Source organism: Clostridium senegalense JC122, assembly GCF_000285575.1.
GTDB lineage: Bacteria > Bacillota > Clostridia > Clostridiales > Clostridiaceae > Clostridium_J > Clostridium_J senegalense.
Genome location: NZ_HE611052.1, coordinates 57880 through 84118, shown reverse-complemented (window position 1 = coordinate 84118; position 26239 = coordinate 57880). Strand labels below are relative to the sequence as shown.

The following is a 26239-nucleotide window of genomic DNA, read 5'->3' as shown; positions in this document are numbered from 1 at the left end:
TCTTATCAGACATAATAGTAAATATAAAAATATATTTAAAAAGTTTATAGAAAAAGAAGCAACAATAATTTAGTGTTTTTTGAAAAAATTAAAAAAATGTTATTAGACTAGTTTATAAGTTGTACAAGCTATAAAAAATTAGTTAAAAAGGGCTAAATTATATAAATTAATCAACTAAATACTAAAAACTAAAGTATTTAAACTATATAAATAGTGACAGTCATTAAATATTATTAAGGATTAAATTACTAGTTATTATAAAATAGTGACAGGCATCATGTAGTTATTAATTTAATTAATATATAGTGACAGACATTAAATAAAATTAATAATTGGTAAAATTTATATTTTATATATTTATCGTAACATATTAATAGTATAATATAAATTATACTATTAATATGTTTTTTAAAAATTAATAGAGATTAAAATTTTTGTTTAAAATAAATGCCATTTATATAAGTTATAATAATCTAGAATTTTTTAAAAATGAAGGAGGAATAATGAAAGAAGTAGTTTTTTATGATAGTATAAAGCTTGATATATTAAATTGCATTGAAGATATAAATGACAGAGAAATAATAATTTTAGCTATAGGAACAGATAAAATAATAGGGGATTGCTTGGGTCCGTTGACCGGTGAATTTTTAGTTGAGATGAACTGTCCGTGTGTAATTTACGGAACACTTAAAAATCCTGTTGATGCAAAAAACTTGAAAAATACTTTAAAAATAATAGAAAAAAATCATAAAAATCCATATGTAATAGCTATTGATGCTTCAGTTGGTAATTTAGATGAAATAAACAAAATAATGGTTAAGAAAGATTCTATATTTCCAGGGTTAGGGTTTAAAAAGAAACTTCCAGAAGTGGGAGATTTATCTATAACTGGTATAGTTGGCACAGAAGAAGAAATGGTTTATGACCTTTTAAATAATTTAAGATTGAACCAGGTTTATACTATGGCTAAAACAATATCAAAAGCTATTATAGCAGCGTTAGATGAAAGTAAACTATATTGATTTTTTATTTTATTTTAAATTTGGGTAATAAAAAATAAAAAAATATATTGACACATATATTTTTTGTAAGTATAATAAATTTCAACAAGATTAAATATAACACGTTGAGTAGGGAAAGTAAGTTAATGTATTTACTACAGAGAAAAACTCATTTGCTGAGAGAGTTTATAAAAAAGTTAGCCCAAGTGCCCCTAGGAGTGGAAATGCCGAAATTTGTAGTAGGCTTTTACGGGTTCTCCCGTTATAGAGATAGGGTATACATGTACCTAAAATGAGATGAGCATACTATGTGCTTAATTAGAGTGGAATCGCGGAATTGTATCTTCTGCCTCTGAGAATATCAGAGGTAGGAGATTTTTTTATTTTCAAGATTTTAAAAGTTAAACATATTAAAAATGCATAACATTTCATTATTTGTACTAATAGCACTAATATCAATATTACTTGGCCAAGGAAAACATTGATAAAAACAGATTTATAGATAAAAAATTCTGGAATAAGTTTACTGGAATTTGTATATCTACATAAAACTCTAATTTGGAATCTTGTTTCATTATAAGTTTTACAATTAATTAAAAATAGAAGATGGAGGAAGAAATATGAATTTGTTTATATCAACATTTATCTTAGCAGTAGTTATGATTTTTTTATATTGGTTAAAATTTAAGGAAGTAAACTTTTCTTTGAGAATTTTAGTAGGGTTAGGTTTAGGTGTAGTTGCAGGAATTATATTTAAAGAGAAAATATCTTATGTTCAGTATGTAGGTACTATATACATATCTTTTATTAAAATGCTTGTAATACCTCTAGTTATAGTTTCTTTAATTGGAAGTATAACTAATTTGAAAGATGGAGAAAAGTTAAAGTCTTTAGGCATAAAAACAATATTTTTCTTATTGTTAACAACAGCTATTGCTACTGTAGTAGGGATTTTTATAGGTAAAGTTTTTAATGTGGGCAGTGGCATGAATTATATAGCAGCAGAAGGGTTTAAAGCAAGAGAAATACCTAATTTTAGTAGTGTTTTAATGGACATGCTTCCAACTAATCCTATACAATCAATGGCAGAAGGTAAAATAATACCTGTTATCATATTTTCACTTTTTATAGCAATAGCCATGGTTATTGAGGGAAATATATATCCAGAAAAAATAAAACCATTTAAAGACTTTATTTCAGCTTTAAATGTAATCTTAGTAAGAGTAACTAGAATTATATTAAATTTCACACCATATGGAGTATTTGCATTAATGGCAAAATTGTCAGCGGAAAATGGTATTTCAACATTACTGCCATTAGGAACAATGATTATAGCCGTGTATGTAGCATGCATAATACAAATAGGGGTAGTTTATAGTGGCTTGATATTAGCTATAAAAAAGAAGAGTCCTATACACTTTTTCAAAGCAATTTCTCCAGCACAAATAGTAGCTTTTACTACACAAAGTAGTTATGGAGCATTACCTGTTACTATTAAAAGTCTAGTTGAAAGAGCAGGCATTCCAGAAGAAGTTGCAAGTTTTGTGGCACCTCTTGGTTCTACTATAGGTATGAATGGTTGTGGTGGAATATATCCAGCAATTGTTGCTATATTTGTAGCAAATGTATTTGGAATAGATTTAACGATAACTCATTATGGATTGTTAGTAGTAACAACAGTTATAAGTTCTATAGGTATTGCAGGAGTTCCGGGGGCGGCAACTATGTCAACAACAGTAGTTCTTGCTTCTTTAGGTTTACCAATAGAAGGGTTAGCTATGGTTATAGGTGTTGATGCTATCATAGATATGATAAGAACAATGACAAATGTAACTGGATCATCTGTAGTAGCGTTATTAGTTTCAGAAGAATAGCAAAGTTGTTTAAATTTAACATAGCCAAAGGTAGAGGTACTGAAAAAGTACCTCTATTTTTTAGCTATAAGAAAGCTTCTTTTATTAATGATATATTTTTACTTTATAGTTTCCTTGTGTATAATAGTACTAAAGATAAGATGAAAGGATTTCAAAAATGCTTAAAACGAAGGCTAAGAGTTTAAAAGAATACCCTGGAGTTTATCTTATGAAAGATAAATTTGATATAGTTATATATGTAGGGAAATCTAAAAATTTAAGGAATAGAGTATCGAGTTATTTTGGTAATATTAAAAATCGTACAAGTAAAGTGGAAAAGCTTATTAAAAATATAGCAGATTTTGAATATATATATTTAGATACTGAAGTTGAAGCATTACTTTTAGAAAAAGAGCTTATAGATAGGTATAAACCAACTTATAATAGACTATTAAAGAATACTAAGAGGTATCCATATATTGAGATTACCTTAGAGGAAGAATATCCAAGGATTTTGGTTAGTTATGAGCCTACAAGTGAATATAATCTTTATTTTGGCCCTTTTACAAGTTTAAGTGTGGTAGAAAAAGTATGTTTTAGTATAAGTAAAACATTAAAATTAAGAACTTGTAATAGAATACTAAAATCTAGCTGTCTAAATTATAATTTAAAAAACTGTTTAGGTGTTTGTACAAATCCTAACATAAAAGAAAAATATTATAATAACTTGAATATAGCGATAGAATATTTAAGTTTATTAAATACTAAACTTTTAGATGTATTTCAAAGTGAAATGAAAAAGGCCTCTTTGACTTTAGATTTTGAAAATGCAATTAAATTTAGAGAGGATATCAAAAGTTTAAATTTTATCAGAGAATTACTATTAAACTCTGTCAAAATAAAGAATAAAAACATACTTATGGTAGAAAATTTAGATAAAAATACATTTAAAGTGTTTTGTATATATAATAAGATATTTTACTGTGAAAAGTATAATAAAAAAGATGTGAATATAACAATGTTAGAGAGAACAATAAGAAGCATTTTTAATACTTTTGAGAAAAATTCTTATGATAATAAAAAAGTAGCATTGATATTACGCTTATAATCAATCGTTATTTAAATAATAATAAAGTTAATTTTTTAGAAATAACAGACCAATCAGATATAAGTTTATTTTTAAATGGATTTATAGAATTACAGAAAGGATTAGAATGAGTAAGATGAATTTTGAAAACATTAGTTTATTTGACCGTGATAATTCACAAAGTGAAAGTAATATAGAAATTAAATACAATTCACCGTTAGCTGAAAGATTAAAGCCAGAGACTTTAGAAGATTATATAGGGCAAGAACATATATTAGCTAAAGATAAACTTTTATATAGAGCTATAAATGCAGACAGACTTTCTTCACTAATACTATATGGCCCGCCAGGTATAGGAAAGACTAGTTTGGCAAGAATAATAGCTAAAACTACAAAAAGTAAATTTAAATCATTAAATGCAGTTACAAGCAATTTAAAAGAACTAAGAGAAACTGTAGATGAGGCTGAAAACAGCTTAAATATGGAAGGGAAAAAAACTATAGTATTTATAGATGAGATACATAGGTTTAATAAAAATCAACAGGATGCTCTTCTTCCTCATGTAGAAAAAGGAAGAATAATTTTAGTTGGTGCTACAACAGAAAACCCTTTTTTTGAAGTTAATAAGGCATTACTTTCAAGAGCTATGATATTTAAATTAGAGCCTTTAAATAAAAAGCATATAGAAAAGATGATAAAAAGAGCACTTAATAATAAAGAAAAAGGATTTGGAAATATAAATATAAATCTTCAAGATGATGCTCTTAATTTTTTAGTAGAATGTTCAAATGGAGATGGTAGAAGAGCATTAAATGCTCTTGAACTTGCAGTACTTACTACAAATAAAGACAGTAATGGAATAATTGATATAGATTTAAAAACTATAGAAGAATGTATACAAAAAAAACATATAAATTATGATAAAAATAGTGATAATCATTATGATGTAATTTCTGCTTTTATAAAAAGTATGCGCGGATCGGATCCAGATGCAGCTATACACTATTTGGCAAGAATGCTTTATGCAGGAGAAGACATAGAGTTTATAGCAAGGAGAATCTTAATAGCTGCTAGTGAAGACGTAGGAAATGCAGATCCATATGCTCTGCTTGTTGCAAAAGCTTGTTTAGATGGAGTAAAGGAAATTGGTATGCCTGAAGCTAGAATACTTTTAGCACAAGCAGTAACATATGTAGCATCTGCACCTAAAAGCAATGCTTCTTATAATGCTATAAATTTAGCACTTAAAGATATGGAAAAGGAAGATATAGGGGAAGTGCCTAATCATTTAAGAGAAAAGGGTTACAGCGGAGCTGAAAGGCTGTACAGTGATAAAGAAAAATATTTATATCCACATGATTATAAAAATCATTATGTAAAGCAACAGTATTTACCATATAAAATAAAAAGTAAAAAATATTATAATCCTAGTGATTTAGGATATGAAGGTAAAATTAAGTTAAGATTGGAAAAATTAAGATATTAGATTAATTTGTAAAAATAGTATATAATAGTTCGTAATGTAAAGAATTATTATGCAAAAAATATATATGTATTAAAAAGTTTATATTTAATTACACTAAATATATTATATAAATTAATATATTAATGAAAAATTAACATTTTTTTGGAGAAATATTTTTAAAAACTGTTGAAAATTTCATTGATAATTATTAAAATGTTTAAAACAATTAATATTGCAGAGAGGTTTATTTATGACTATAAAATTATATTATGATAATTTATATTTAAAAGAATTTGATTCTAAAGTAGAAAAAATAGAAGAAATTGATGGAAAATATCATGTTGTTTTACAGAGAACAGCTTTTTATCCAGAAGGCGGAGGACAGCCTTGTGATATAGGAACAATAGATGGATTAAATGTTATATACGTATATGAAAAAGATAATTTAATTTACCACGTTATGGAAGAAAAAATTAATAAAAAAAGGTTAAAGGAATTATAGATTTTAATAGAAGATTTGACTATATGCAACAGCATACTGGTGAGCATATATTATCAGGAGTGTTTAAATATCTTTATGGTGCTAATAACGATAGTTTTCATTTAGGTGAAGAATATGTAAGTATAGATATTGATATTAAAAATTTAACTAAAGATATGGTTTCTAAAGTAGAAGATATAGCAGATAGTATTATATCAATGGATTTACCAGTAAAAACATATGTGGTAGATGATTTAAAAACTCAAGAAATTACATTAAGGAAAAAGGTTAATGTTGAGAAAAATATTAGAGTTGTTCAAATTGGGAATTTTGATTTTAGTGGATGTTGTGGAACACATGTAGAAAATACTTGTCAAGTTGAAACTATAAAAATATTAAAATGGGAAAATTATAAAGGAAAAACTAGGGTGTATTTTAAATGTGGAGAAAGAGTTAACAAAGATTATAATAAAAAACATGAAATTCTTTCTACAGTTTATCAGATTTTAGGATGTAAATTAGACCAAGTAATTCCAACAACAAGAGAAAATCAAAATACTATAAAATCTTTAAATAAGGAAGTTAAAGACTTAAAAGAAAAAATAGTATTTTTAGAAACTAAGGAGATATTAAGAAATTTAGGTGAGAAAAAATTAATAAACAAAATTTTTAAAGATGAAACATTACAAGATATAGAATTATATATAAAAGAATTAAATAGAAATAAAGAGTGTATCATTTTAGCATTATCTGAAGTAGATAAACAAGTAGTTTTAACTTATAATGGAGATTTTGCTATAGAATGTGGCAAAATATTTAAAGAAGATATAAAATCCTTTGATGGAAAAGGTGGAGGAAATAAAAAAAGGGCACAAGGTGTATTTGAAAGCAATGAAAAAGCTTTAGAATTTTATAATTTCCTTTTAGAAAAAATACCAGCATTATAGCTGGTATTTTTTCTTTTAATAAAAGTTTATATTAGTTTCATCCCTATATTTCCTATAAGTGCAATTAAAACTTGTTATATATTTTATTGAATTTGCACATCTTAAATATGTAATGAAAAAATATTTTATAAAACTTAATTAAGGAGGTATTTAACATGGCAGAAATTTTTAAAATCAACGATTCTCATGGTAATGAAGTTGAAATGGAGCTTATAGATAAGCTGAAAGTAGATGATAAGGAGTATATAATTGCAGGACCTAAAAATGCTAATGAAGCATATGCATACAGAATTACACGATTAAATAATGAAATACAATATACTTCAATAAGTAAAGGTGATGAATTTAATAAAGTACTTAAAGCTTATAATAAAACTGCTTAGAAATAAAAATACTATTCCTGTTAAAAATAATTAGGAAGAAGGTGAATCCTATGAAAACTTCAAAAGAAATAAAAGATAAAAATGAAAAGTATTATAAAGAAAAATTTGAAAACTCTGGACACCTTCCAGATAAAAACACTTTTCCAAATCATCAAGAAAACCCTGGAACACAAAATTATCAAATAAATAATAGACGTTAACATTAATTTAAAAGACTATTTCAAAATAAAATTTATATTTTGAAATAGTCTTTTTGCATATCTGTTTTATTAAAAATATAATAAAAATTTAAATTATGAGGTATAATATGTTAATATATAAATAAATTTCTAGTTTTACTTTATTATATAAATATGGAATTTAAAAATTTAACTTATAATTGAATTTAAAATAGTAATATAAGTTAAATTTCTAGTTTTAATTATATTATTAAAAGGAAACTAAATTAAAAGTATACATAAAGGAGAAGTTAAATGGTTTTTGAAGAAAGATTAAGTCATTATAAAAAAGAATCTAAGAGTCTTACTAAAACTTATAATATTTTAGGTATATTAAGACTTATAGTGTTTATATTAGCTGCTTTTTTTACTTATGCTGTATGGAAACTAGGGTTTAACCTAATATATGGAATATGTTTAGCTATAAGTTATGTAGCTTTCATAATACTTGTGGTATATCATAAAAATATTAGTGATAAATTACAATATGCTAAAGGTATGATAGGTATAAACAAAAATTATATTGATAGGACTAATGGAAAATGGGTGAATTTCAAAGATTGCGGTGAAGAATTTATAGATAGAAATCATCCATATTCTTTTGATTTAGATATTGTTGGGAATAAATCATTGTTTCAACTTATAAATACCACCAATACTTTTATAGGTAGAGAAAAGTTATCTAAATCATTATTAAATCCAGATTTTAATATAGAAATTATAAAGAAAAGACAAGATGCAATAAAAGAGTTATCTTCCAAGTTAGCATTTTGCCAAAGCATAGAAAACTCTGCATATAGAGATAGAGAAAAACTGCAAAATCCAACATTTTTATTTGAATATGGTAATGAAAAAAGAAAATTATTAATAAAGGGTTTATAAAAAGAATATTATATATACTTCCAATTATAACAGTACCAATATCCTTGGCATTAATATTGTTTAAAGGCACTTTAGGTTTTAAACTAGCATTTCTTATAATAGCGATTCAACTTTTAATTTGGGTAATGGGATTAAACAAAATAAATGAAAGTTTTTATGAAATATCTAAATTTAAAAGTGGATTTGATGGATACTATAATTTGTTAAAACTTATAGAAAATGAGGAATTTAAAAGTGAATTACTTAAAGAATTAAAAGAAAAACTTTTTGAAACTGGAAATCAGTCTTTAAAGGGAATGAAAGATTTAAATAAAATAATGAATAAGATAAATCTTAGGTTTAATACTTTTTTTATGTTACCCCTAAATGGAATATTTCTTTGGGATTATCAATGTATATTTCATCTTGAAAGTTGGAATGAAAAATATGGGGATAATATAGAAATGTGGTTGAGTTTAATAGGTGAATTAGAAAGTTTAATAAGTTTTTCTGTGCTTATGCATATAAATGATAATATTACAATGTGTGAAATAAATGATAAATCTTTAAAGATAAAAGCTATAAACTTGGGACACCCACTTATAAATTCTTCTATCAGGGTATGTAATGACTTAAATATGGATGATGAGATATTTGTAATAACCGGATCTAATATGTCAGGAAAGACAACTTTTCTAAGAACAATAGGAATTAATCTTGTTCTTGCTTATAATGGAGCACCAGTGTGTGCGAAAAATATGGTAGCATCTAAAGTTCAAATATATACATCTATGAGAATTAGTGATGATTTGAAAAATGGAGTATCTACATTTTATGCAGAACTTGTAAGGATAAAACAAATAATTGATTATTCTAATAAAAATAGCAAAATGATATTTTTAATAGATGAAATTTTTAGAGGGACTAACTCTGTAGATAGAATTACAGGAGCTAAAAATGTATTAGCAAATTTAAATAAGTTAGGAGCAATTGGATTAATAACTACTCATGATTTAGAGCTTTGTGCTCTTGAAACTAAAAATAGGATAAAAAACTTTCATTTTGCAGAACATTATAATGAAAATAAAATTCTTTTTGATTACAAATTAAAAAGTGGAAGGTCCACTTCTACAAATGCGAAATATTTAATGAAGATGATAGGAATAAATATATTAGAAGAGTAAAGTTATATATTATAAAAAATAATCGCCAACAAAATGTAGACGATTATTTTTATTGTTTTAAAACCCTTTTTTCTTAGCTATAATCCCACTTTCATTAGTTCCAGGCTCTTCTATTGTAGTGTTAAAACTATTTTTGGCAAATTGATTTTGAGTTTTATTACCATTTTTTAAATAATTTTCTTTAGTATATTCTTTTCTATTTGTAGTCTTCATAACTGTCACCCTTTCATTATTAAATTCATAATTAGTATGTGAATAAAATAAAAGAATATTCTGTGTCTTGATAAGAAAAATTTTATTTTAAAAATATAGAATATAAAATAAAATTTTGATACAATAATCAATATAGTTATAGAAATATAACTGTATATTAACTATAATTTAAGGGGGCAATATGAAGGATTTAACAGAAGGACATGAAGGAAAACAGATTTTCACTTTCGCATTACCAATGCTCATAGGAAGTTTATTTCAACAATTATATAATACAGCAGATAGTATAATTGTTGGTCGTTTTATTGGTAAAGATGCAATGGCTGCTGTTTCAGGGGCAAATCCAATTATGTTTTTATTAACATCATTACTTATGGGAGTTACTCTTGGGTTTTCAATTTTAGTATCTCAATACTATGGTTCTAAAAATATGAGGAAAATAAAATGCACAATTGATACAACATATATTTTTATATTTATAACATCGATTATTATTACTGTAATAGGTATAATTTTTAGTGAACCTATATTGAAAATTATGAATACTCCAGATGTCATAATGAATCAGTCAAAAGAATATCTTATTATTATTTTTGCAGGGACTATTTTTTCAGCAGGATATAATTCTGTAAGTGCTATATTAAGAGGACTTGGTGATTCTACTAATCCACTAATATTTCTTATAATATCTACAATTTTAAATATAGTTTTAGATATAGTTTTTATATTAAATTTTAATATGGGTGTAAATGGTGTTGCATTGGCAACTATAATAGCCCAAGGAATTTCTTTTATATTTAGTATAGTTTATCTTAATAAAAAACATGAAGTGTTAAAAATAAGATTTAAAGGATTAAAGTATGATAATGATATATTTAAGAGAGGATTAAAACTTGGAATCCCTAGTGCTATTCAGCAGATGTTATTTTCTTTTGGAAATATAGCGCTTCAATCATTAGTAAATGGTTATGGAACATCTGCTATGGCGGCCTTTGGGGCAGGAACTAAGGTTGAAACTTTTATATCTATACCAATAATGAATTTAGGTGCAGCAGTATCTACTTTTGTTGCTCAAAATATGGGAGCAGGGAAGTTAGATAGAATAAAAAAGGGCGTAAAATCATCTTTATTTATGGCAGCCTTATTATCAATAGTTGTTTTAATAATATTTTTAATGTTTAACAAAGAACTTATAGGGCTTTTTAATACAGATAAGGAAGTTGTAACAATTGGAGCGAGATACTTAATGACTGTTGGACCTTTTTTTATAGCAATATCTACATCTTTTATGCTTACAAGTGCTATAAGGGGCGCAGGGGATTCAATGTTTTCTTTGATAAGTTCCATGATTTCATTATGGGCTGTAAGAATTCCATCATCTTATGTGTTTTCTAAATATTTAGGTGTAAATGGTATATGGATAGGAATACCAGTAGGATGGATTGTAGGTTGGTTTGTAACTTTTTGGTATTATAAAAGAGGAAGGTGGCAAAAAAAATCCGTAATTAAAAACTCATAAAATATACATATTTTTTAATATATAAAATATTAATTTGCTTTATTGTATAGTTTTCCAAGTTAACTCTTAAAGTTATCCATTCCAAAACTTGGATACCTAAAATAGTGAGACAGGTATTAAATAAATTTAAATTGGAGCTTGTTTCCCTATAGTTTCACATAAATTAAAAAGTTATAATTTGCAATTAATTTCTTTTTCATATAAGATACTAAAAAATATTTTTAAAATATATTTTAATATTTGAATATATGAATGTTTTATGATAAAATATATTTAAAGGATAAGAAATCTTTGTTAATAAAAATTATTAAAGTCTTTAAATTTTATTAAAATTTAAAAAATATAAGTATATCAATTATGTATTTGCATAATCTAATATTAAGTTTATTTAAAGGAGTGGTAAAAATGATAAAACATATAACAGATAGTAGTTTTAATGAAGAGGTTTTAAATTCAAAAGGGTTAGTTTTAGTAGATTTCTGGGCACCATGGTGTGGACCATGTAAAATGCTTGGACCTGTTTTAGAAGAGTTAGCAGGAGAGATGAATGAAAGTTTAACTATAGGCAAAGTAGATGTAGATGCAAATGTTGAAAAGGCATCTGCGTATAAAATATCAGCAGTTCCAACTATGTTATTATTTAAAGATGGTGACTTAGTAGATAAATTTAGTGGTTTTGCACCTAAAGAAATGTTAGTTGAATTTTTAAACAAACATATGTAATAAAGAAAGGCATGATTTAAAATGGAACAGATGAAACAGTATGATGTAGCTATTATAGGAAGCGGTCCTGCAGGAATTAGTGCTGCATTAAATTTAAAAATAAGAAATAAAAGCTTTGTAATTTTTGGTCAAGAGAATCTTAGTAATAAGTTAGAACTAGCTCCAGAAATAGATAATTACCTTGGCTTCCCAGGTATAAGTGGAAAAGAACTTACTAATAATTTTAAGAAGCATATAGATAATATGGGAATAGAAATAACATATGAAAAAGTAACAAATGTGTATTCAATGGGAAGTTTCTTTGCTGTAGTTTGTAATGATAAATCTTACAAAGTAGATGCAGTTATATTAGCAACAGGAGTAAATTATGGAAAATTACTACAAGGGGAAGAAAAACTTATAGGAAAAGGTGTAAGTTATTGTGCAACCTGTGATGGTCCATTATATAAAGGAAAAGAAGTAGCTGTTGTTGGTTATAATCAAGCTTCTTTAGAAGAAGTTGATTATTTAAAAGGAGTGGCATCTAAAGTATACTTTGTTCCAATGTTTAAAGGCCAATTTAGTTTAGGTGATAATGTAGAAGTTATTCACAGTAAAATTAAATCTATTGAAGGTGAAAATTCTTTTGAAAAGATAATATTTGAAGATAAAGAATTAACAGTATCAGGATTGTTTATATTAAGAGATAGTGTAGCACCAGATGTGTTAATGCCAGGACTTAAATCTGTAGATGGTCATATAGAAGTAAATAGAAATCTGGAAACAAATATAAAAGGAGCTTTTGCAGCTGGTGATTGTATTGGAAAACCTTACGGTTATATAAAATCAGCTGGAGAAGGTCAAATTGCTTCATTAAATGCTGTAAGTTATTTATATGAAAAGGCGATTAGTAATAAAAATAAATAGTGAAAAACTACTTTAAAATAGATATTAATCTTATTTTAAAGTAGTTTTTTTTATTTGAATAGAGCAATTATAGATAACTTAGTATAATATATTATAAAGATAATTTAAAAGCTTGCTAAGGGGTGAGTTTATGAAAAATATAAGTAAATATGAAGCAATAAATTTTTTGAACAATAGAGATGCTATATTTTTAGATGTAAGATCTTATTCTGAATTTGAGTATGGTCATATACCTAATGCAATATCTATACCAATAGATGAGCTAAATGAAAAAATTGATTTATTAGAACCATATAAAAATGAAAACATTGTTATTTACTGTAGTTCTGGTTCAAGAAGTTTTACAGCAAGTTCATTTTTAAGTAGAAATGGATTTAGATATATATATAATTTAACTGGTGGAATTAGCCCGTTACAAAATTATTTAGTAAGATAAAAAAATCAATTTATCAATTTATAAGTTAAATATGAAAAGTACAATAAGATATTTTAAATAGATGTCTTATTGTGCTTTATTTTACGTAAAAATAAAGGAAAAATAGACTTTGACTTTCTTTGACTTTTATATTATTATAAATATAGTGAAAGATAAATATAATCAAAAATTTAGTTGTGTAAAAATTTATTATATGTATAACTTTTACATGTATTGAAAAACTAATATAGAATAGTATCAATATAAAATAACTTTAAAGTATTTTATTAAATAATTAGAAATGAAAAGATTTTTATTAAAGGAGGTGAAATGTTGTAATAAGTTTTATTAAAATTTATTACAACATAAGAATATATGAATGTGGATAAAATGACTGTAAGAGTACAACAAAGTTTAAATGATGCATATAGTGAGGCGGTAAAATATAATCATCAACAAGTAGATGTAATACATTTATTTTCAGCACTTGTAAATCAAGAAGATGGATTAATTCCTAATATTTTTGAAAAAATGTCAGTTAACATAAGTGTACTTAGAAATGATTTGCATACTGAACTAGATAGAATGCCTAAAGTACTAGGTGAAGGAGCTCAAAATTCAGGTGTAGTAGCTACAAGAAGAATAAATGAAGTTTTAGTTAAGGCAGATGAAATTGCAACAGAATTTAAAGATTCATACATTAGTGTGGAACATGTGATGATTGCTATTATGGAAGTTGACAAAAAAGGTGCAGTTGGAAAAATATTAGACAGATTTAATATAAATAAAAATGAATTTTTAAAAGTTTTATCAGATGTAAGAGGTAATCAAAGAGTTGATACGCAAGATCCAGAAGGAACATATGATGCACTTAAAAAGTACGGAACAAATCTTATTGAACTTGCTAAAAAACACAAACTAGATCCCGTAATTGGACGTGATGAAGAAATTAGAAGAACAATAAGAATACTTTCAAGAAGAACAAAAAATAATCCTGTATTGATAGGAGAACCTGGTGTTGGTAAAACTGCTATTGTTGAAGGTTTGGCAGAAAGAATAGTAAGAGGAGATGTTCCAGAAGGATTAAAAGATAGAATTATTTTCTCATTAGACATGGGTGCATTAATTGCAGGGGCTAAATATAGAGGCGAATTTGAAGAAAGATTAAAAGCAGTATTAAAAGAAGTTCAAAGTTCAGAAGGAAGAATAATACTATTTATAGATGAAATTCATACAATTGTAGGTGCTGGAAAAACAGATGGAGCAATGGATGCAGGTAATTTAATTAAACCATTGCTTGCAAGAGGAGAACTTCATTGTATTGGGGCTACAACTTTTGATGAATACAGACAATATATAGAAAAAGATAAAGCGTTAGAAAGAAGATTCCAAACAGTTATAATAGAAGAGCCAACAGTAGAAGATACAGTTTCTATTTTAAGAGGACTAAAAGAAAGGTTTGAAATACATCATGGAATAAGGATACATGATTCAGCTATAGTAGCTGCAGCAAAACTTTCAGATAGATATATTCAAGATAGATATCTTCCAGATAAAGCTATTGATTTAATAGATGAAGCTGGTGCTATGATAAGAAGTGAAATAGACTCTCTTCCAACAGAACTTGATATTATAAGAAGAAAAAAATTAATGCTTGAGACAGAAAGAGAAGCATTAACTAAAGAAAATGATGAGGCTTCACAAAAAAGACTTAAAAATTTAGAAAAAGAACTTGCTGAATTAAAAGAAAAAAATGATGAAATGACAGCAAAATATGAAAAGGAAAAAGGCCATATTTTAGAGATAAGAAATTTAAAATCTCAACTTGATAATGTTCGTGGAGATTTGGAAAAAGCTGAAAGAGAATATGATTTAAACACTGTTGCACAGCTTAAATATGGAACAATTCCAGAACTTGAAAGACAAGTAAAAGACAAAGAAGAAGAAATGAAAAAAAATTATGAAGGTGCTCTTTTAAAGGAAGAAGTAACAGAAAGTGAAATATCTGAGATTGTTTCGAAATGGACTGGTATTCCAGTTACAAGATTAGTTGAAGGTGAAAGACAAAAACTTTTAAGATTAGAAGAAGAACTGCAAAAAAGAGTAGTAGGCCAAGAAGAGGCAACAAATGCAGTATCTAACGCAGTACTTAGGGCTAGAGCAGGTCTTAAAGATCCTAATAGACCTATTGGTTCATTTATATTCTTGGGACCTACTGGTGTTGGTAAGACAGAACTTGCTAAAACTCTTGCAAGAAACTTGTTTGATAGTGAAGAAAATATTGTAAGAATAGATATGTCCGAATATATGGAGAAATACTCAGTTTCAAGACTTATAGGACCACCTCCAGGATATGTAGGTTATGAAGAAGGAGGACAATTAACAGAAGCTGTTAGAAGAAATCCATATTCAGTAATATTATTTGATGAAATTGAAAAAGCTCATGAAGACGTATTTAATATATTTTTACAAATACTAGATGATGGAAGACTTACAGATAATAAAGGTAAAACTGTAGATTTTAAAAATACCATTATCATTATGACGTCTAATTTAGGAAGTAGCTATTTGTTAGAAAATCAAGATGAAAGTGGAATAAGTGAAGATGCAAGAAATGCTGTAATGAATGAGATGAAGTTAAGGTTTAAGCCAGAATTCTTAAATAGATTAGATGATATTATAATGTTTAAACCTTTAAGTGGGGAAGGTATCAAAAAAATAATAGATATCTTCTTAAAGGATGTAAGAATAAGACTAAGTGATAGAAATATAACATTACAAGTAACTGATTATGCAAAGGATATATTAGCAAAAGAAGGTTACGATCCAGTTTATGGTGCGAGACCATTAAAAAGATATATTGGAAATGTGTTAGAGACTAAAATAGCTAGAATGATAATTTCAGGGGAAATTTATGATGGCTGTATAGTTCTTGTTGATGGTAAAGATGAAACTTTAGAAATAACAGTTAAAAATTAATTAAATAGAAAAAGCTATTTTATAGTGATATAAACTTGAAATTAAATTTATTCAATAACTAAGAATTATAGTGTTGAATTTAGGAAATTTAAAGTTTATATCACTTTTTGGCTATTTTAAAGAAATAAAAGCTTGTTTTTTATAGCAGTCATAGAACTTGTATATTAAAAATTAGAATAGAATAGTATATCAAATATAACTTTTTAAAATTTTTAATATATAATTTGAATTTAAAAAATGTATTGGAAAGAATCATATATATGATTTAAAATAAGCAACTATTGAAAAAAATAAAAAAATGCGTTAAAATAGTATTTAAAAACCTCATATATAAAAATAAATACTATTTTATTAAGTAAATTTTAAAGGTTAATATGTTTTTATGAAGAGGTTAAATTAAGTTTATAAAATTAGTGATAAAAGTTAATATATAATAATATAGTATTATATTAAAAGGAAACCTAAAAGTTCTGATTGAACAGTTTTAGGTTTTATTATGTATTATAATTTTATATGAGTATGGGAATAAAATGGCAATTGCATTGTTTATAAATTTAAAAAAGTGTTATTATTATGACTAATTTTTATCAATATTTAAATTTAAATAAGAATAAATTAAAAATAAACTTAAAAATCTATAATAACTTAGGATAAATAAAAAAGTGATTTATGAAAAATTGTAAGTGAATTTAAAAAGTTATATAAATTACGTTTAATGATTGGTGATGAAAATGATTGATGATTTTATTAATTTAGATATGAAATTAGAATTAAACCTTAATAAGGAAGTTAAAAATACCTTATTAAGGTTTAATGTTGTAAGAAAAAATGAAATAGGGGAAAGTTATAAGTTAAAAGAAATACTTAAAAATATAAAAGATGATAAAATAATAAACATTAATAATAGTTTTAAAATATCTTATAAAAATTTTTATGAGCAGTATAATAATTTCTATAAGGTTTTATTAAAAGAGAATTCTTTAGAAAATGACAGTATTATTTTAAATAATGATGAAGAAGTTGAGGTCTTAAAATTCTTTGAAAATTGTAAATTTGATTTAATTGTAAATGGTAAGAAGTATTTAAATAAAAAATACTAAATAGGAACTTAGATTTAAAGTTTAAATTATTTGTTGATGAGGATAAAGTAAAGTTAACCCAAATTAGTGACATTCCTGATTACAGTACAAATAATTTTGAATATTTTTTGTTAAGTGATGATATTTATAAACCAGAAACAATGCAATCTTTTAGATATAGCACTTTTTATAAAAATTTTAATACATTAAAATCTTCTACATTAACTTTTAAAAATAAAAATTTAGAAAAAACAATAGGATTGATATCTTTTAAATTAAAAGAGGTTAGTAATTATTTTTATATAGAAAAACCTAATTTAAATAAAGAAAGTCAGCCGTTAAAAGTAGATTTTTATATAGACAGTAATGCAAATGAAATTACAGTGAATCCTATATTTACTTATGGAGATATTGTAATTGATATTTGTAGTGAAGATAAATTTATTCAGTCTAAAAAAGTATCCTCAAGAGACTTGGATAAAGAGAAAAAAGTAAATGATGTATTGAAAAAGTGTAATTTTGATATGAGAAAAATAGGATTTGTTTTAGATAACACAAAAGATATAGTAGATTTTATATTGCATGGAGAAGAAAAGTTAAAAGAATTGGGAACAATTCATAAAAGTGATGATTTTAAATGTAAAAAGGTATATAAAGAAAATGACTATGAGCCCATTATGGATGTTTATAATGAATATATAGAATTTAGTTTAGGTATTGAAGAAGTAACTTTTGAAGATATTAATAACATTTTTAATGCTATAGAAAATGAAGAAAGAATAATAACAATGAAAAATGGTTCTTATATATATTTAAATAATAAAAAATTGTTTAAAATTTATGAGGGAGTAGGATCAAGAAATTTTTCAAGTAGTAAATCTAAAAATGGAACATTTTTGGTGTCAAGAATTGCTTCTGTCTTTGTAAAAGGTGGAAGTGGAAATTCTCATACTCAAAAATGGAGAAAAACAGCTAATGATATAGCAGAAAATGAGGCTAATAACAAACTTTATATAGAGAAAAAGGAAAAATTAAAGGAATTTATATATAAAATAGAAAGTGTAGAAGATGATTTTAAACTGCCTAAAAGTTTACAAGGGGTTATTCGTAATTATCAAATTGTAGGATTCAAATGGCTTAAAACTTTGGCTTTAAGAAATTTAGGTGGAATACTTGCTGATGAAATGGGACTTGGAAAAACTCTTCAAGCAATATGTCTAATACTTGATTATGTAGAAAATTCTATAGATATTAATAAAAAATGTCCATCTATAGTAGTAGCTCCTACATCGTTGATTTATAATTGGGAAAATGAAATATTAAAATTTGCGCCTAATTTAAAAATTTGTGTTATTTATGGATTAGCTAAGGAAAGAAGGGAATTGTTTAAGAAAATAAATGAATATGATGTAGTAGTGACATCTTATAGTACCTTAGCAAAAGATATTGATTATTATAATAATATAGAATTTCAATATTCTTTTATTGATGAAGGACAACAGATTAAAAATTCAAATACATTAAATGCAAAAGCTGTTAAATTAATAGATGCAAAGGCTAAATTTGCGTTAACAGGTACACCTATAGAAAATTCTCTTTTAGAACTTTGGTCTATTTTTGATTATATAATGCCAGGGTATTTGTTATCAAAGTCAAAATTTTATAGAGGATTTCAATATCCAATAGAGAAGTTTGGAGATAAGTCTGCATTAGATACCTTAAATGAAATTATAAGACCATTTATATTAAGAAGAATGAAAAAAGATGTACTTTTAGAGCTTCCTGAAAAAATTGAACAACAAATTATAATAGATATGCCTAGTAAACAGAAAAGAGCTTATGATGTGTGTCTAAAAAATGCTAGAAATTTAGTTCAAAATCAAATTGAAGATAAGGGAATAAATAAAAGTCAAATACACATATTTTCATTGCTTACAAGGCTAAGACAAGTATGTTGTGACCCAGCAGTAGTTTTAGATGAATACAATGGTCCCAATGGGAAGATGGAGATATTAAAAAATATTGTAAGGGAGTCAATAAGCAATGGAAGTAAAATTTTAATATTTTCTCAATTTGTAACCATGTTAGAAAATATTAAAAATGAACTTGACAGTGAGGGTGTAGATACATTGATTTTAACAGGAAAAACAAAAGTTAAAGATAGACTTTCTCTTGTTGAAAAGTTTAATAAAGAAGAACAAAATGTATTTTTAATATCTTTAAAAGCTGGGGGATATGGATTAAATCTAACTTCTGCAGACGTGGTAATACATTTTGATCCATGGTGGAATCCAGCTGTGGAGAGCCAGGCAACGGATAGGGCTCATAGAATAGGGCAAGATAAAACGGTTAAAGTATATAAATTAATAACTAAAGGAACAATTGAAGAACGAATAATAAAACTTCATAGTTTAAAACGAAACATTATAGATAACGTTTTAAAAGATAAAAATTCTGAAGGTAGTTTTATTTCAAGTTTGTCACAAAGGGAAATAGAACAATTATTTTCATAATACTTTATAAATACAAAAAACTACAGTTGAGAGTTTAAAAAATCACTGTAGTTTTTATTAATAAAGAAAAATGCAGAAATTTATTAAAAAAATTAAAAGAAAGAACGTATAAAAACAGATTATTTCGATAAAAAATAAAAAATATTCGCAAAAACTCTTTTAACTTAAAAAGAATTATGCTATTATAATAAGCGTGTTCAAAAAAAGGTAAAGTGAGTGATAGATATGGAAAAGTATTTTAAGCTTAAAGAGAACAATACTAATGTTAAGACAGAGATAATAGCGGGAATGACTACATTTATGACAATGGCGTATATTTTAATAGTTAACCCATCTATTCTGTCAGTAGCAGGTATGGATTCTGGAGCAGTATTTACAGCAACTGCATTGTCAGCAGTAATAGCAACACTTATAATGGGGCTTTATGCAAAATTGCCTTTTGCACAAGCACCAGGAATGGGATTAAATGCATTCTTTGCTTTTACTATAGTTAAAGGCATGGGATATTCTTATCAATTTGCATTAACGGCAGTATTTTTAGAAGGATTAATATTTATATTTTTGACGTTATTTAATGTCCGTGAAGCAATTGTGGATTCAATACCAGAAAATATTAAAAAAGGAATATCAGTAGGTATAGGTCTATTAATAGCATTAATAGGACTTGAAGGAGCTGGGATAGTAGTTCATCCAGATGGTGGTGGAACAATAGTTGCACTTGGAAATATTATTTCAGGTCAAGGGCTTTTAGCAATAATAGGTGTAATACTAACATCGATATTATTAACTAGAAATATAAAAGGGGCATTATTTATAGGAATGCTTCTTACAGCAGTAATTGGTATACCTATGGGAATTACTCATATGCCATCTAATATTGTAAGTATGCCACCATCAATTTCCTCTTCAATGTTTGCTTTTGAATGGCATAACATAGTTTCTTTAGACATGGTTATTGTATTATTTACATTGTTATTTATGGATATGTTTGATACAATAGGAACTTTAGTTGGAGTAGCTACAAAAGCTAAAATGTTAGATGAGAATGGAAAAGTTCCTAATATTAAAAAAGCACTTTTTGCAGATGCAGTAGGAACAACATTAGGTGCTTGTTTAGGAACTAGTACAGTTAGTACCTTTGTTGAAAGTGCATCAGGGGTTGCTGAAGGTGGAAGAACAGGATTAACAGCAGTTTCTACAGCAGTAATGTTTTTCCTAGCATTGTTTTTCTCCCCAATATTCGCTGTAATAACACCAGCTGTAACAGCTTCTGCACTAGTATTAGTAGGATTATTTATGATAGAACCTATAAAAGAGATAGATTTAGACGACTATACTGAAGCTATACCGGCATTTTTGACAATTATAATGATGCCATTTTCATACTCAATATCAGATGGTATAGTTTTTGGTGTAATATCATACATATTATTAAAATTGTGTTCGGGAAAACATAAAGACATAAGTATAACAACAGTTATAATAGGAATAATATTTCTGTTAAAGTTTTTGATATAATACATATAATATAAAAATAGCCAGTAAAAGATAAATTAAGCCCTTATCTTTTAACTGGTTATTTTTATTTTAATTAATATAATTAATTAAAAAGAAATATCCAAAGATTTTAAAAATAAACTCAATTCGTAGCATTTGTATTTTAAATGACATATTAAAACAAATATGATAAAATTAAATAAAATTATACCTTTACATACATTAAAATTTTGTTTAAAATATTAAACATATTGAATTTTAAATTGTCTCAAATTTTAAACAAGGTATAAAATATAAAACTATATAAAAATATAAAAAAATATATTAATTTGAAATCGTATAGGAATATAGGAGGAATAACAAATGAAAATATCAAAAAGAATAGGAAATGTTGAAGCATCCACAATAATGGAACTTTTAACTTATTCAGCAGAAGCTAAGAAAAATGGTAAAAAGGTATATCATTTAAATATAGGACAACCTGATATTAAAACTCCACAAGGATTTGTAGATGCTATAAAAAACCATAAAGAAGAAGTTTTAGAATATGCATTATCAGAGGGATTACCAGAGTTAATAGAAGTTATACAAAAGTATTATGAAGGATATAATATCAAATTTAATAAAGATGAAATATTAATAGTAAACGGTGGTAGTGAAGCATTGCTATTTGCTATGTTAACAATATGTGATGAAGGTGACAATATAATAGTTCCAGAGCCATTTTATTCAAATTATAGCAGTTTTGCAAATGCAGTTGGTGTTACTATAAGACCAGTTACAACTTATGCAGAAAATGGTTTTCACCTACCTAAAAAAGAAGAAATATTAGCTAAAATAGATGAAAATACTTCTGCTATACTTTTATCAAACCCTGGAAATCCAACAGGAGTTGTTTACACTAAAGAAGAAATTCAAATGATAGCTGAAATAGCAAAAGAAAAAGATTTATGGGTAATAGCAGATGAGGTTTATAGAGAGTTTGTATATGAAGGAGAGTATACTAGCTTTGGAAATATAGAAGCAGCAGAAGATAGAGTTATAATAGTTGATAGTGTTTCTAAAAGATATAGTGCATGTGGGGCAAGAATAGGTTCTATAGCATCTAAGAATAAAACTGTTATGACAGAACTTTTAAAATTATGTCAAGCAAGGTTATCAGTTCCAACATTAGAGCAAATAGGAGCGGTTGAGCTTTATAAAACTCCATCTTCTTACTTAAAAGAAGTTAATGAAGAATATAGAGAGAGAAGAGATGTTTTATATAACGAACTTATAAAAGTTCCTGGAGTAGTATGTAAAAAACCAACAGGAGCATTTTATATAATGGCTAAACTACCAGTTGAAAGCGCCGATGATTTTGTAAAGTGGTTATTAAAGGACTTTGAAATAGATGGGAAAACAGTAATGCCTTGTCCAGCAGAAGGTTTCTATGGAACAGAAGGGCTTGGAAAAGACGAAATAAGACTAGCTTATGTATTAGAAAAAGAAACATTAGAAGATGCAGCAAGAATATTAAAAGAAGGATTAAATGAATATTTAAAATTAAATAAGTAATATACGAAAAAAGCTTTCCTAATTTGAACTTATAGGAAGGCTTTTTTTATATGTTTAAAGTGAATATTTTTAATATAAAGTATTAAAATGGTAAATAGAAAATATAAATATTAATACACATTTCCATAAATATAGTTTAAAATTATTAGTGTAAAAAATTTTGTGAAGTAACAAATATTAAATAGAATTAATTTTGGGGGTAAAAATGATAAAATCAATGAGTATGTCCACTTATAAATACGATTTAGCAAGATATGATGGGGACTTTAAAAAAATAGAAAAATTCTTAGAAAATAATAAGCTAGAAGGAATTGAACTTTTGGGCGTTAATAAGTGGGATGATAACGTTATATCTAAAAAATTAATAAATGGAGTACATTTATCTTATTATCCTATATGGATTGATTTTTGGAAAGGGAATATGGATAGCTTAAAAGAGCAATTTAAAGATGAAGATACAATTAAGATGTACTATGGTGGACTAAATAAAGATATATTAGTTGAAAAATATAAAAAAGAAATAGAGATAGCAGATGAAATAGGAGCTAAATATGTTGTGTTTCATGTATCACATGTAGAGCTAAAATCAAGTTATAATTATAAATTTAAATATAATGATAAAGAGGTTTTAGATGCTACTGCTGAACTTGTAAATGAAATTTTTAAAGGGTTAAATACTAATATAGAAATTTTGTTTGAAAATTTATGGTGGCCAGGCCTTACACTTTTAGATGATGAATTAACTTATAATTTTATTGAAAGTATAAAATATAATAAAAAAGGAATATTGTTAGATACTGGTCACTTATTAAATACTAATAAAGATATAGAGAATATGGATCAGTCTATAAGTTACATAAAGGAAGTATTAAATAATCTTAAAAAATCAAGAGATTTTATAAAAGGAATGCACCTTAATTATTCAGAAAGTGGTAGTTATATAAAGGAAAAAATAAAAAAGGTTTCTAATAATGATGTGGAGTTTACTATAGATGAAATGTTTAAAGAAATACATAATCATATAATAAAAATAGATCAACATAAACCTTTTAATTGTAAGGATATAAAAGATGTAATAGATAAATTAAATTTAAAATATATAACATATGAGTTTATAACTAGATCTTTAGATGAATTAGATAATTATATAAAAATTCAAAATAAAGTTTTAGAATAATATAGGGAAACAATGTCCCATTTGAATTTATTCAATAACTTTAAACCGTTATTCAGTTAGTTATTTAGAAAAACTCTATACATAAATTAATAAGTTAAATTTATAAAACTATATACCTAGGATTATGACTAGTTATATAGTTTATTTATTATATAAAATTAAATTATGTAATAAAAGGAAAAAATGATTTATAATTGAATTATTTATTAATAAGAAAGAATCAAAGAAAAATTTTCTAACATATGATATGGAATTTCCTGGGTAATAATAAGCGCAATTTTAAATTTAAATTTAAAATTTATAAGAATTACGGTGAGTGTGAGGTGTATTATGATAAAAAAATTAATTTAATTCTTTGTAGTATTATTGTAGTATTTTTTTATAATTCAAAAGTTTTTGCTTCTGATGAAATATATAATTTAATGCATAATAATCAGCAAGGAATTATTATTGGACAAGTAACTAAAATGGAAGATGATACTATAACTGTTAAGGTAAAGAATCAAATAAGTAGTTCTAAAGATATGAGTTCAGCAAAAGTACAACAAATACCATTAAGAGGAGAAGTAAAAATCGAGAATGTAAAAGTTTATAATTTATTTTGCGAAAATAAATTAGAAGAGGGTAAAATAAGAAATGGAGATTATGTTTTAGCATCTGTTAATAAAAAACAAAATGAAAACTTTGAAATTGTAAATGGTTTATATCATGTTGATTCAGATAATTATAAAAATTTAAATGTACTTTCAATAAAAGGAGATTATAGCTTAAAACAAGATGCTATTGCTTTAAAGATCTTCGTAAATAGCAATGGAAATCAAACAGAATTTAAAACAGATAAAAATAAATTATATTGTAATGGAAGATTAGTATATGATTCTTCACGAGATGTAACATTTATAAATGCAAATAGTAGTGAAAATGGCATAGAGAAGGAAAACATAGAGTTACTTATAAAAGAGACTCCTAATGTGTATGTTTCATTGTTTATAGGGGTTGGAGTTATATTCATGATAATAATATATTTAGTTAAGAAGAAAAAATATAAATACATGATAAAAAGAGTCTATTGAATAAAGGCAATAGACTCTTTTGTTTTTATATATTATCTTATTTTTATATGATGAGCTATGTATGTACTTAACTCTTTATTATTTGCAGTACTATCTGTATTGAAAGAATATGTCATTATAGCCATTTTATCATCTTGTGGTATATGAATTTGAATTTGTTTAGTACTAAGTGCTTCATTTAATTGGTCTAAAGTGCCATTAGTTTTAAGTTCTTCTAATAAGCTTTTATCTACAATGTCGCTAGATTCTAAAGCTTCAAATGATTCTGCTGAAATATTACAATCTAATTCTAATAAAGCACCTTTTCCAGTCGGAAGGTCTATAACTTCTGAATTAGTTACAGTAAAACCAGATTTTGGTTGAGATTCAAATCCTTCTTTTATAGTTTTGATGTATTCATCCATATCAGTATTATCAAGAGAAGCTTTAGGAACATCTAAGATGTCAATGTTACAGTTAGGAGTAAATGCATCAGATGCCTCATCAACATTAAAAAACATAACAAGAGGAGCAACTATAGTTTCATCTACCTTCCAATTAGCTGGTATTGATGCAGTGAACTTACTTCCATCATATTCTTGTACATCAAAGTTAGCTTCCATAGGTGCTACAGTTTTAATAGCATCCTCATTTTTTGTAGTTTCTCCATTAGAAGAACAACCAGTAAAAGTAAGTAATGCAATTGCAACACTAGTTAAAATTAAACTTTTCAATTTTTTCATTAAATAAATCCCCCTTAAGAATAATGTTGTAAAATGTAACAACATGTAAATATTAACATATAAAACATAAAAAAGTAAAGAATTATTTTTGAAATTTTTAATACTACATTAAAAATGTTGAAAAATATAAAATTAAGAAACGATTGTTGGTAGGAATAAAGCAAATGAAACAATATTAAAATTTAATTGTAACACCTTAGTGCTATAAAAACAGTTGTTTTTATAGGTAGCAAAAGCATAAATCTTAATAGATTAAAAAATTAAATTTAAATTAATTCTGAAAATATTTTATTAATAGTTTAAAATAGAGTTATTTATAAACACATATAATGAAATGATTAAATATTCATATACTGTCAAAACTTTAGATAAGAACAAATATTTTT

The 26239-nt window shown here is 25.6% G+C and carries 23 protein-coding genes and 1 other annotated feature; of the genes, 21 read left to right on the top strand and 2 right to left on the bottom strand.

Annotated features, from left to right (window positions below; genetic code table 11):
• The first annotated feature begins 503 nt into the window (after positions 1 to 503).
• The 10 genes from yyaC (at position 504) to CSGHG_RS24270 (ending at position 9480) form a co-directional block, all read left to right on the top strand.
• Positions 504 to 1022, top strand: a complete 519-nt coding sequence (gene yyaC / locus CSGHG_RS20685; protein ID WP_052314806.1) for a spore protease YyaC — start codon at positions 504 to 506, stop codon at positions 1020 to 1022.
• Between the two features lie 95 nt (positions 1023 to 1117).
• Positions 1118 to 1358 (top strand) — a binding site (T-box leader).
• A 263-nt stretch (positions 1359 to 1621) separates the two neighbouring features.
• Entirely contained in the window at positions 1622 to 2875 is a 1254-nt protein-coding gene (locus CSGHG_RS12060) for a dicarboxylate/amino acid:cation symporter (RefSeq protein ID WP_010295622.1), read from the top strand.
• A gap of 157 nt (positions 2876 to 3032) precedes the next feature.
• Entirely contained in the window at positions 3033 to 3962 is a 930-nt protein-coding gene (locus CSGHG_RS20680; protein WP_081496313.1) for a GIY-YIG nuclease family protein, read from the top strand.
• Positions 3963 to 4068: 106 nt separating this feature from the next.
• Entirely contained in the window at positions 4069 to 5427 is a 1359-nt protein-coding gene (locus CSGHG_RS12050) for a replication-associated recombination protein A (RefSeq protein WP_010295618.1), read from the top strand.
• A gap of 229 nt (positions 5428 to 5656) precedes the next feature.
• Positions 5657 to 5908, top strand: a complete 252-nt coding sequence (locus CSGHG_RS22000) for an alanine--tRNA ligase-related protein (RefSeq protein WP_052314804.1) — start codon at positions 5657 to 5659, stop codon at positions 5906 to 5908.
• 23 nt (positions 5909 to 5931) lie between these two features.
• A complete protein-coding gene (locus CSGHG_RS20675) occupies positions 5932 to 6834 on the top strand; it encodes a DHHA1 domain-containing protein (protein ID WP_052314803.1) in 903 nt (300 codons plus the stop codon).
• A 155-nt stretch (positions 6835 to 6989) separates the two neighbouring features.
• The gene (locus CSGHG_RS12040) at positions 6990 to 7217 is read left to right on the top strand and encodes a DUF1292 domain-containing protein (protein WP_010295615.1); all 228 of its coding nucleotides are present in this window, start codon (positions 6990 to 6992) and stop codon (positions 7215 to 7217) included.
• 50 nt (positions 7218 to 7267) lie between these two features.
• Entirely contained in the window at positions 7268 to 7417 is a 150-nt protein-coding gene (locus tag CSGHG_RS23260; protein WP_155844760.1) for a hypothetical protein, read from the top strand.
• 273 nt (positions 7418 to 7690) lie between these two features.
• On the top strand, positions 7691 to 8317 hold the full coding sequence (locus CSGHG_RS24275) for a hypothetical protein (RefSeq protein ID WP_235700146.1): 627 nt from the start codon (positions 7691 to 7693) through the stop codon (positions 8315 to 8317).
• Positions 8318 to 8361: 44 nt separating this feature from the next.
• Positions 8362 to 9480: a MutS-related protein gene (locus CSGHG_RS24270; RefSeq protein ID WP_235700145.1), complete on the top strand. Its 1119-nt coding sequence runs from the start codon at positions 8362 to 8364 to the stop codon at positions 9478 to 9480.
• A gap of 57 nt (positions 9481 to 9537) precedes the next feature.
• Here the strand turns inward: CSGHG_RS24270 and CSGHG_RS23710 are convergent, their stop codons facing one another.
• The gene (locus tag CSGHG_RS23710) at positions 9538 to 9693 is read right to left on the bottom strand and encodes a hypothetical protein (RefSeq protein WP_010295613.1); all 156 of its coding nucleotides are present in this window, start codon (positions 9691 to 9693) and stop codon (positions 9538 to 9540) included.
• Between the two features lie 181 nt (positions 9694 to 9874).
• Here CSGHG_RS23710 and CSGHG_RS12020 point away from each other — a divergent pair, with 181 nt between their 5' ends.
• From CSGHG_RS12020 to CSGHG_RS11975, 11 genes are all read left to right on the top strand, one after another.
• Positions 9875 to 11212 (top strand): MATE family efflux transporter, encoded by a 1338-nt coding sequence (locus CSGHG_RS12020; RefSeq protein WP_010295610.1) that lies wholly within the window; start codon positions 9875 to 9877, stop codon positions 11210 to 11212.
• A 405-nt stretch (positions 11213 to 11617) separates the two neighbouring features.
• Positions 11618 to 11935 (top strand): thioredoxin, encoded by a 318-nt coding sequence (trxA, locus tag CSGHG_RS12015; RefSeq protein WP_010295608.1) that lies wholly within the window; start codon positions 11618 to 11620, stop codon positions 11933 to 11935.
• Between the two features lie 21 nt (positions 11936 to 11956).
• Positions 11957 to 12841, top strand: a complete 885-nt coding sequence (locus CSGHG_RS12010; protein WP_010295606.1) for an NAD(P)/FAD-dependent oxidoreductase — start codon at positions 11957 to 11959, stop codon at positions 12839 to 12841.
• Between the two features lie 130 nt (positions 12842 to 12971).
• The gene (locus tag CSGHG_RS12005) at positions 12972 to 13277 is read left to right on the top strand and encodes a rhodanese-like domain-containing protein (protein WP_010295603.1); all 306 of its coding nucleotides are present in this window, start codon (positions 12972 to 12974) and stop codon (positions 13275 to 13277) included.
• Between the two features lie 354 nt (positions 13278 to 13631).
• Entirely contained in the window at positions 13632 to 16235 is a 2604-nt protein-coding gene (gene clpB, locus CSGHG_RS12000; protein WP_010295601.1) for an ATP-dependent chaperone ClpB, read from the top strand.
• Positions 16236 to 16966: 731 nt separating this feature from the next.
• A complete protein-coding gene (locus CSGHG_RS21995) occupies positions 16967 to 17335 on the top strand; it encodes a hypothetical protein (RefSeq protein ID WP_010295599.1) in 369 nt (122 codons plus the stop codon).
• Positions 17329 to 19827 (top strand): DEAD/DEAH box helicase, encoded by a 2499-nt coding sequence (locus tag CSGHG_RS20665; RefSeq protein WP_235700150.1) that lies wholly within the window; start codon positions 17329 to 17331, stop codon positions 19825 to 19827. Before CSGHG_RS21995 ends, CSGHG_RS20665 begins: the two co-directional genes overlap by 7 nt.
• Before the next feature lie 225 nt (positions 19828 to 20052).
• Positions 20053 to 21345, top strand: a complete 1293-nt coding sequence (locus CSGHG_RS11990; RefSeq protein WP_010295594.1) for an NCS2 family permease — start codon at positions 20053 to 20055, stop codon at positions 21343 to 21345.
• A 342-nt stretch (positions 21346 to 21687) separates the two neighbouring features.
• Positions 21688 to 22881: a pyridoxal phosphate-dependent aminotransferase gene (locus tag CSGHG_RS11985; RefSeq protein ID WP_010295589.1), complete on the top strand. Its 1194-nt coding sequence runs from the start codon at positions 21688 to 21690 to the stop codon at positions 22879 to 22881.
• Between the two features lie 205 nt (positions 22882 to 23086).
• On the top strand, positions 23087 to 24058 hold the full coding sequence (locus CSGHG_RS11980; RefSeq protein ID WP_010295588.1) for a TIM barrel protein: 972 nt from the start codon (positions 23087 to 23089) through the stop codon (positions 24056 to 24058).
• A 323-nt stretch (positions 24059 to 24381) separates the two neighbouring features.
• The gene (locus CSGHG_RS11975) at positions 24382 to 25131 is read left to right on the top strand and encodes a hypothetical protein (RefSeq protein ID WP_010295586.1); all 750 of its coding nucleotides are present in this window, start codon (positions 24382 to 24384) and stop codon (positions 25129 to 25131) included.
• A gap of 32 nt (positions 25132 to 25163) precedes the next feature.
• On the opposite strand, the gene CSGHG_RS11970 is transcribed toward CSGHG_RS11975, so the two are convergent.
• A complete protein-coding gene (locus CSGHG_RS11970; RefSeq protein WP_010295584.1) occupies positions 25164 to 25853 on the bottom strand; it encodes a hypothetical protein in 690 nt (229 codons plus the stop codon).
• Positions 25854 to 26239: the final 386 nt, after the last annotated feature.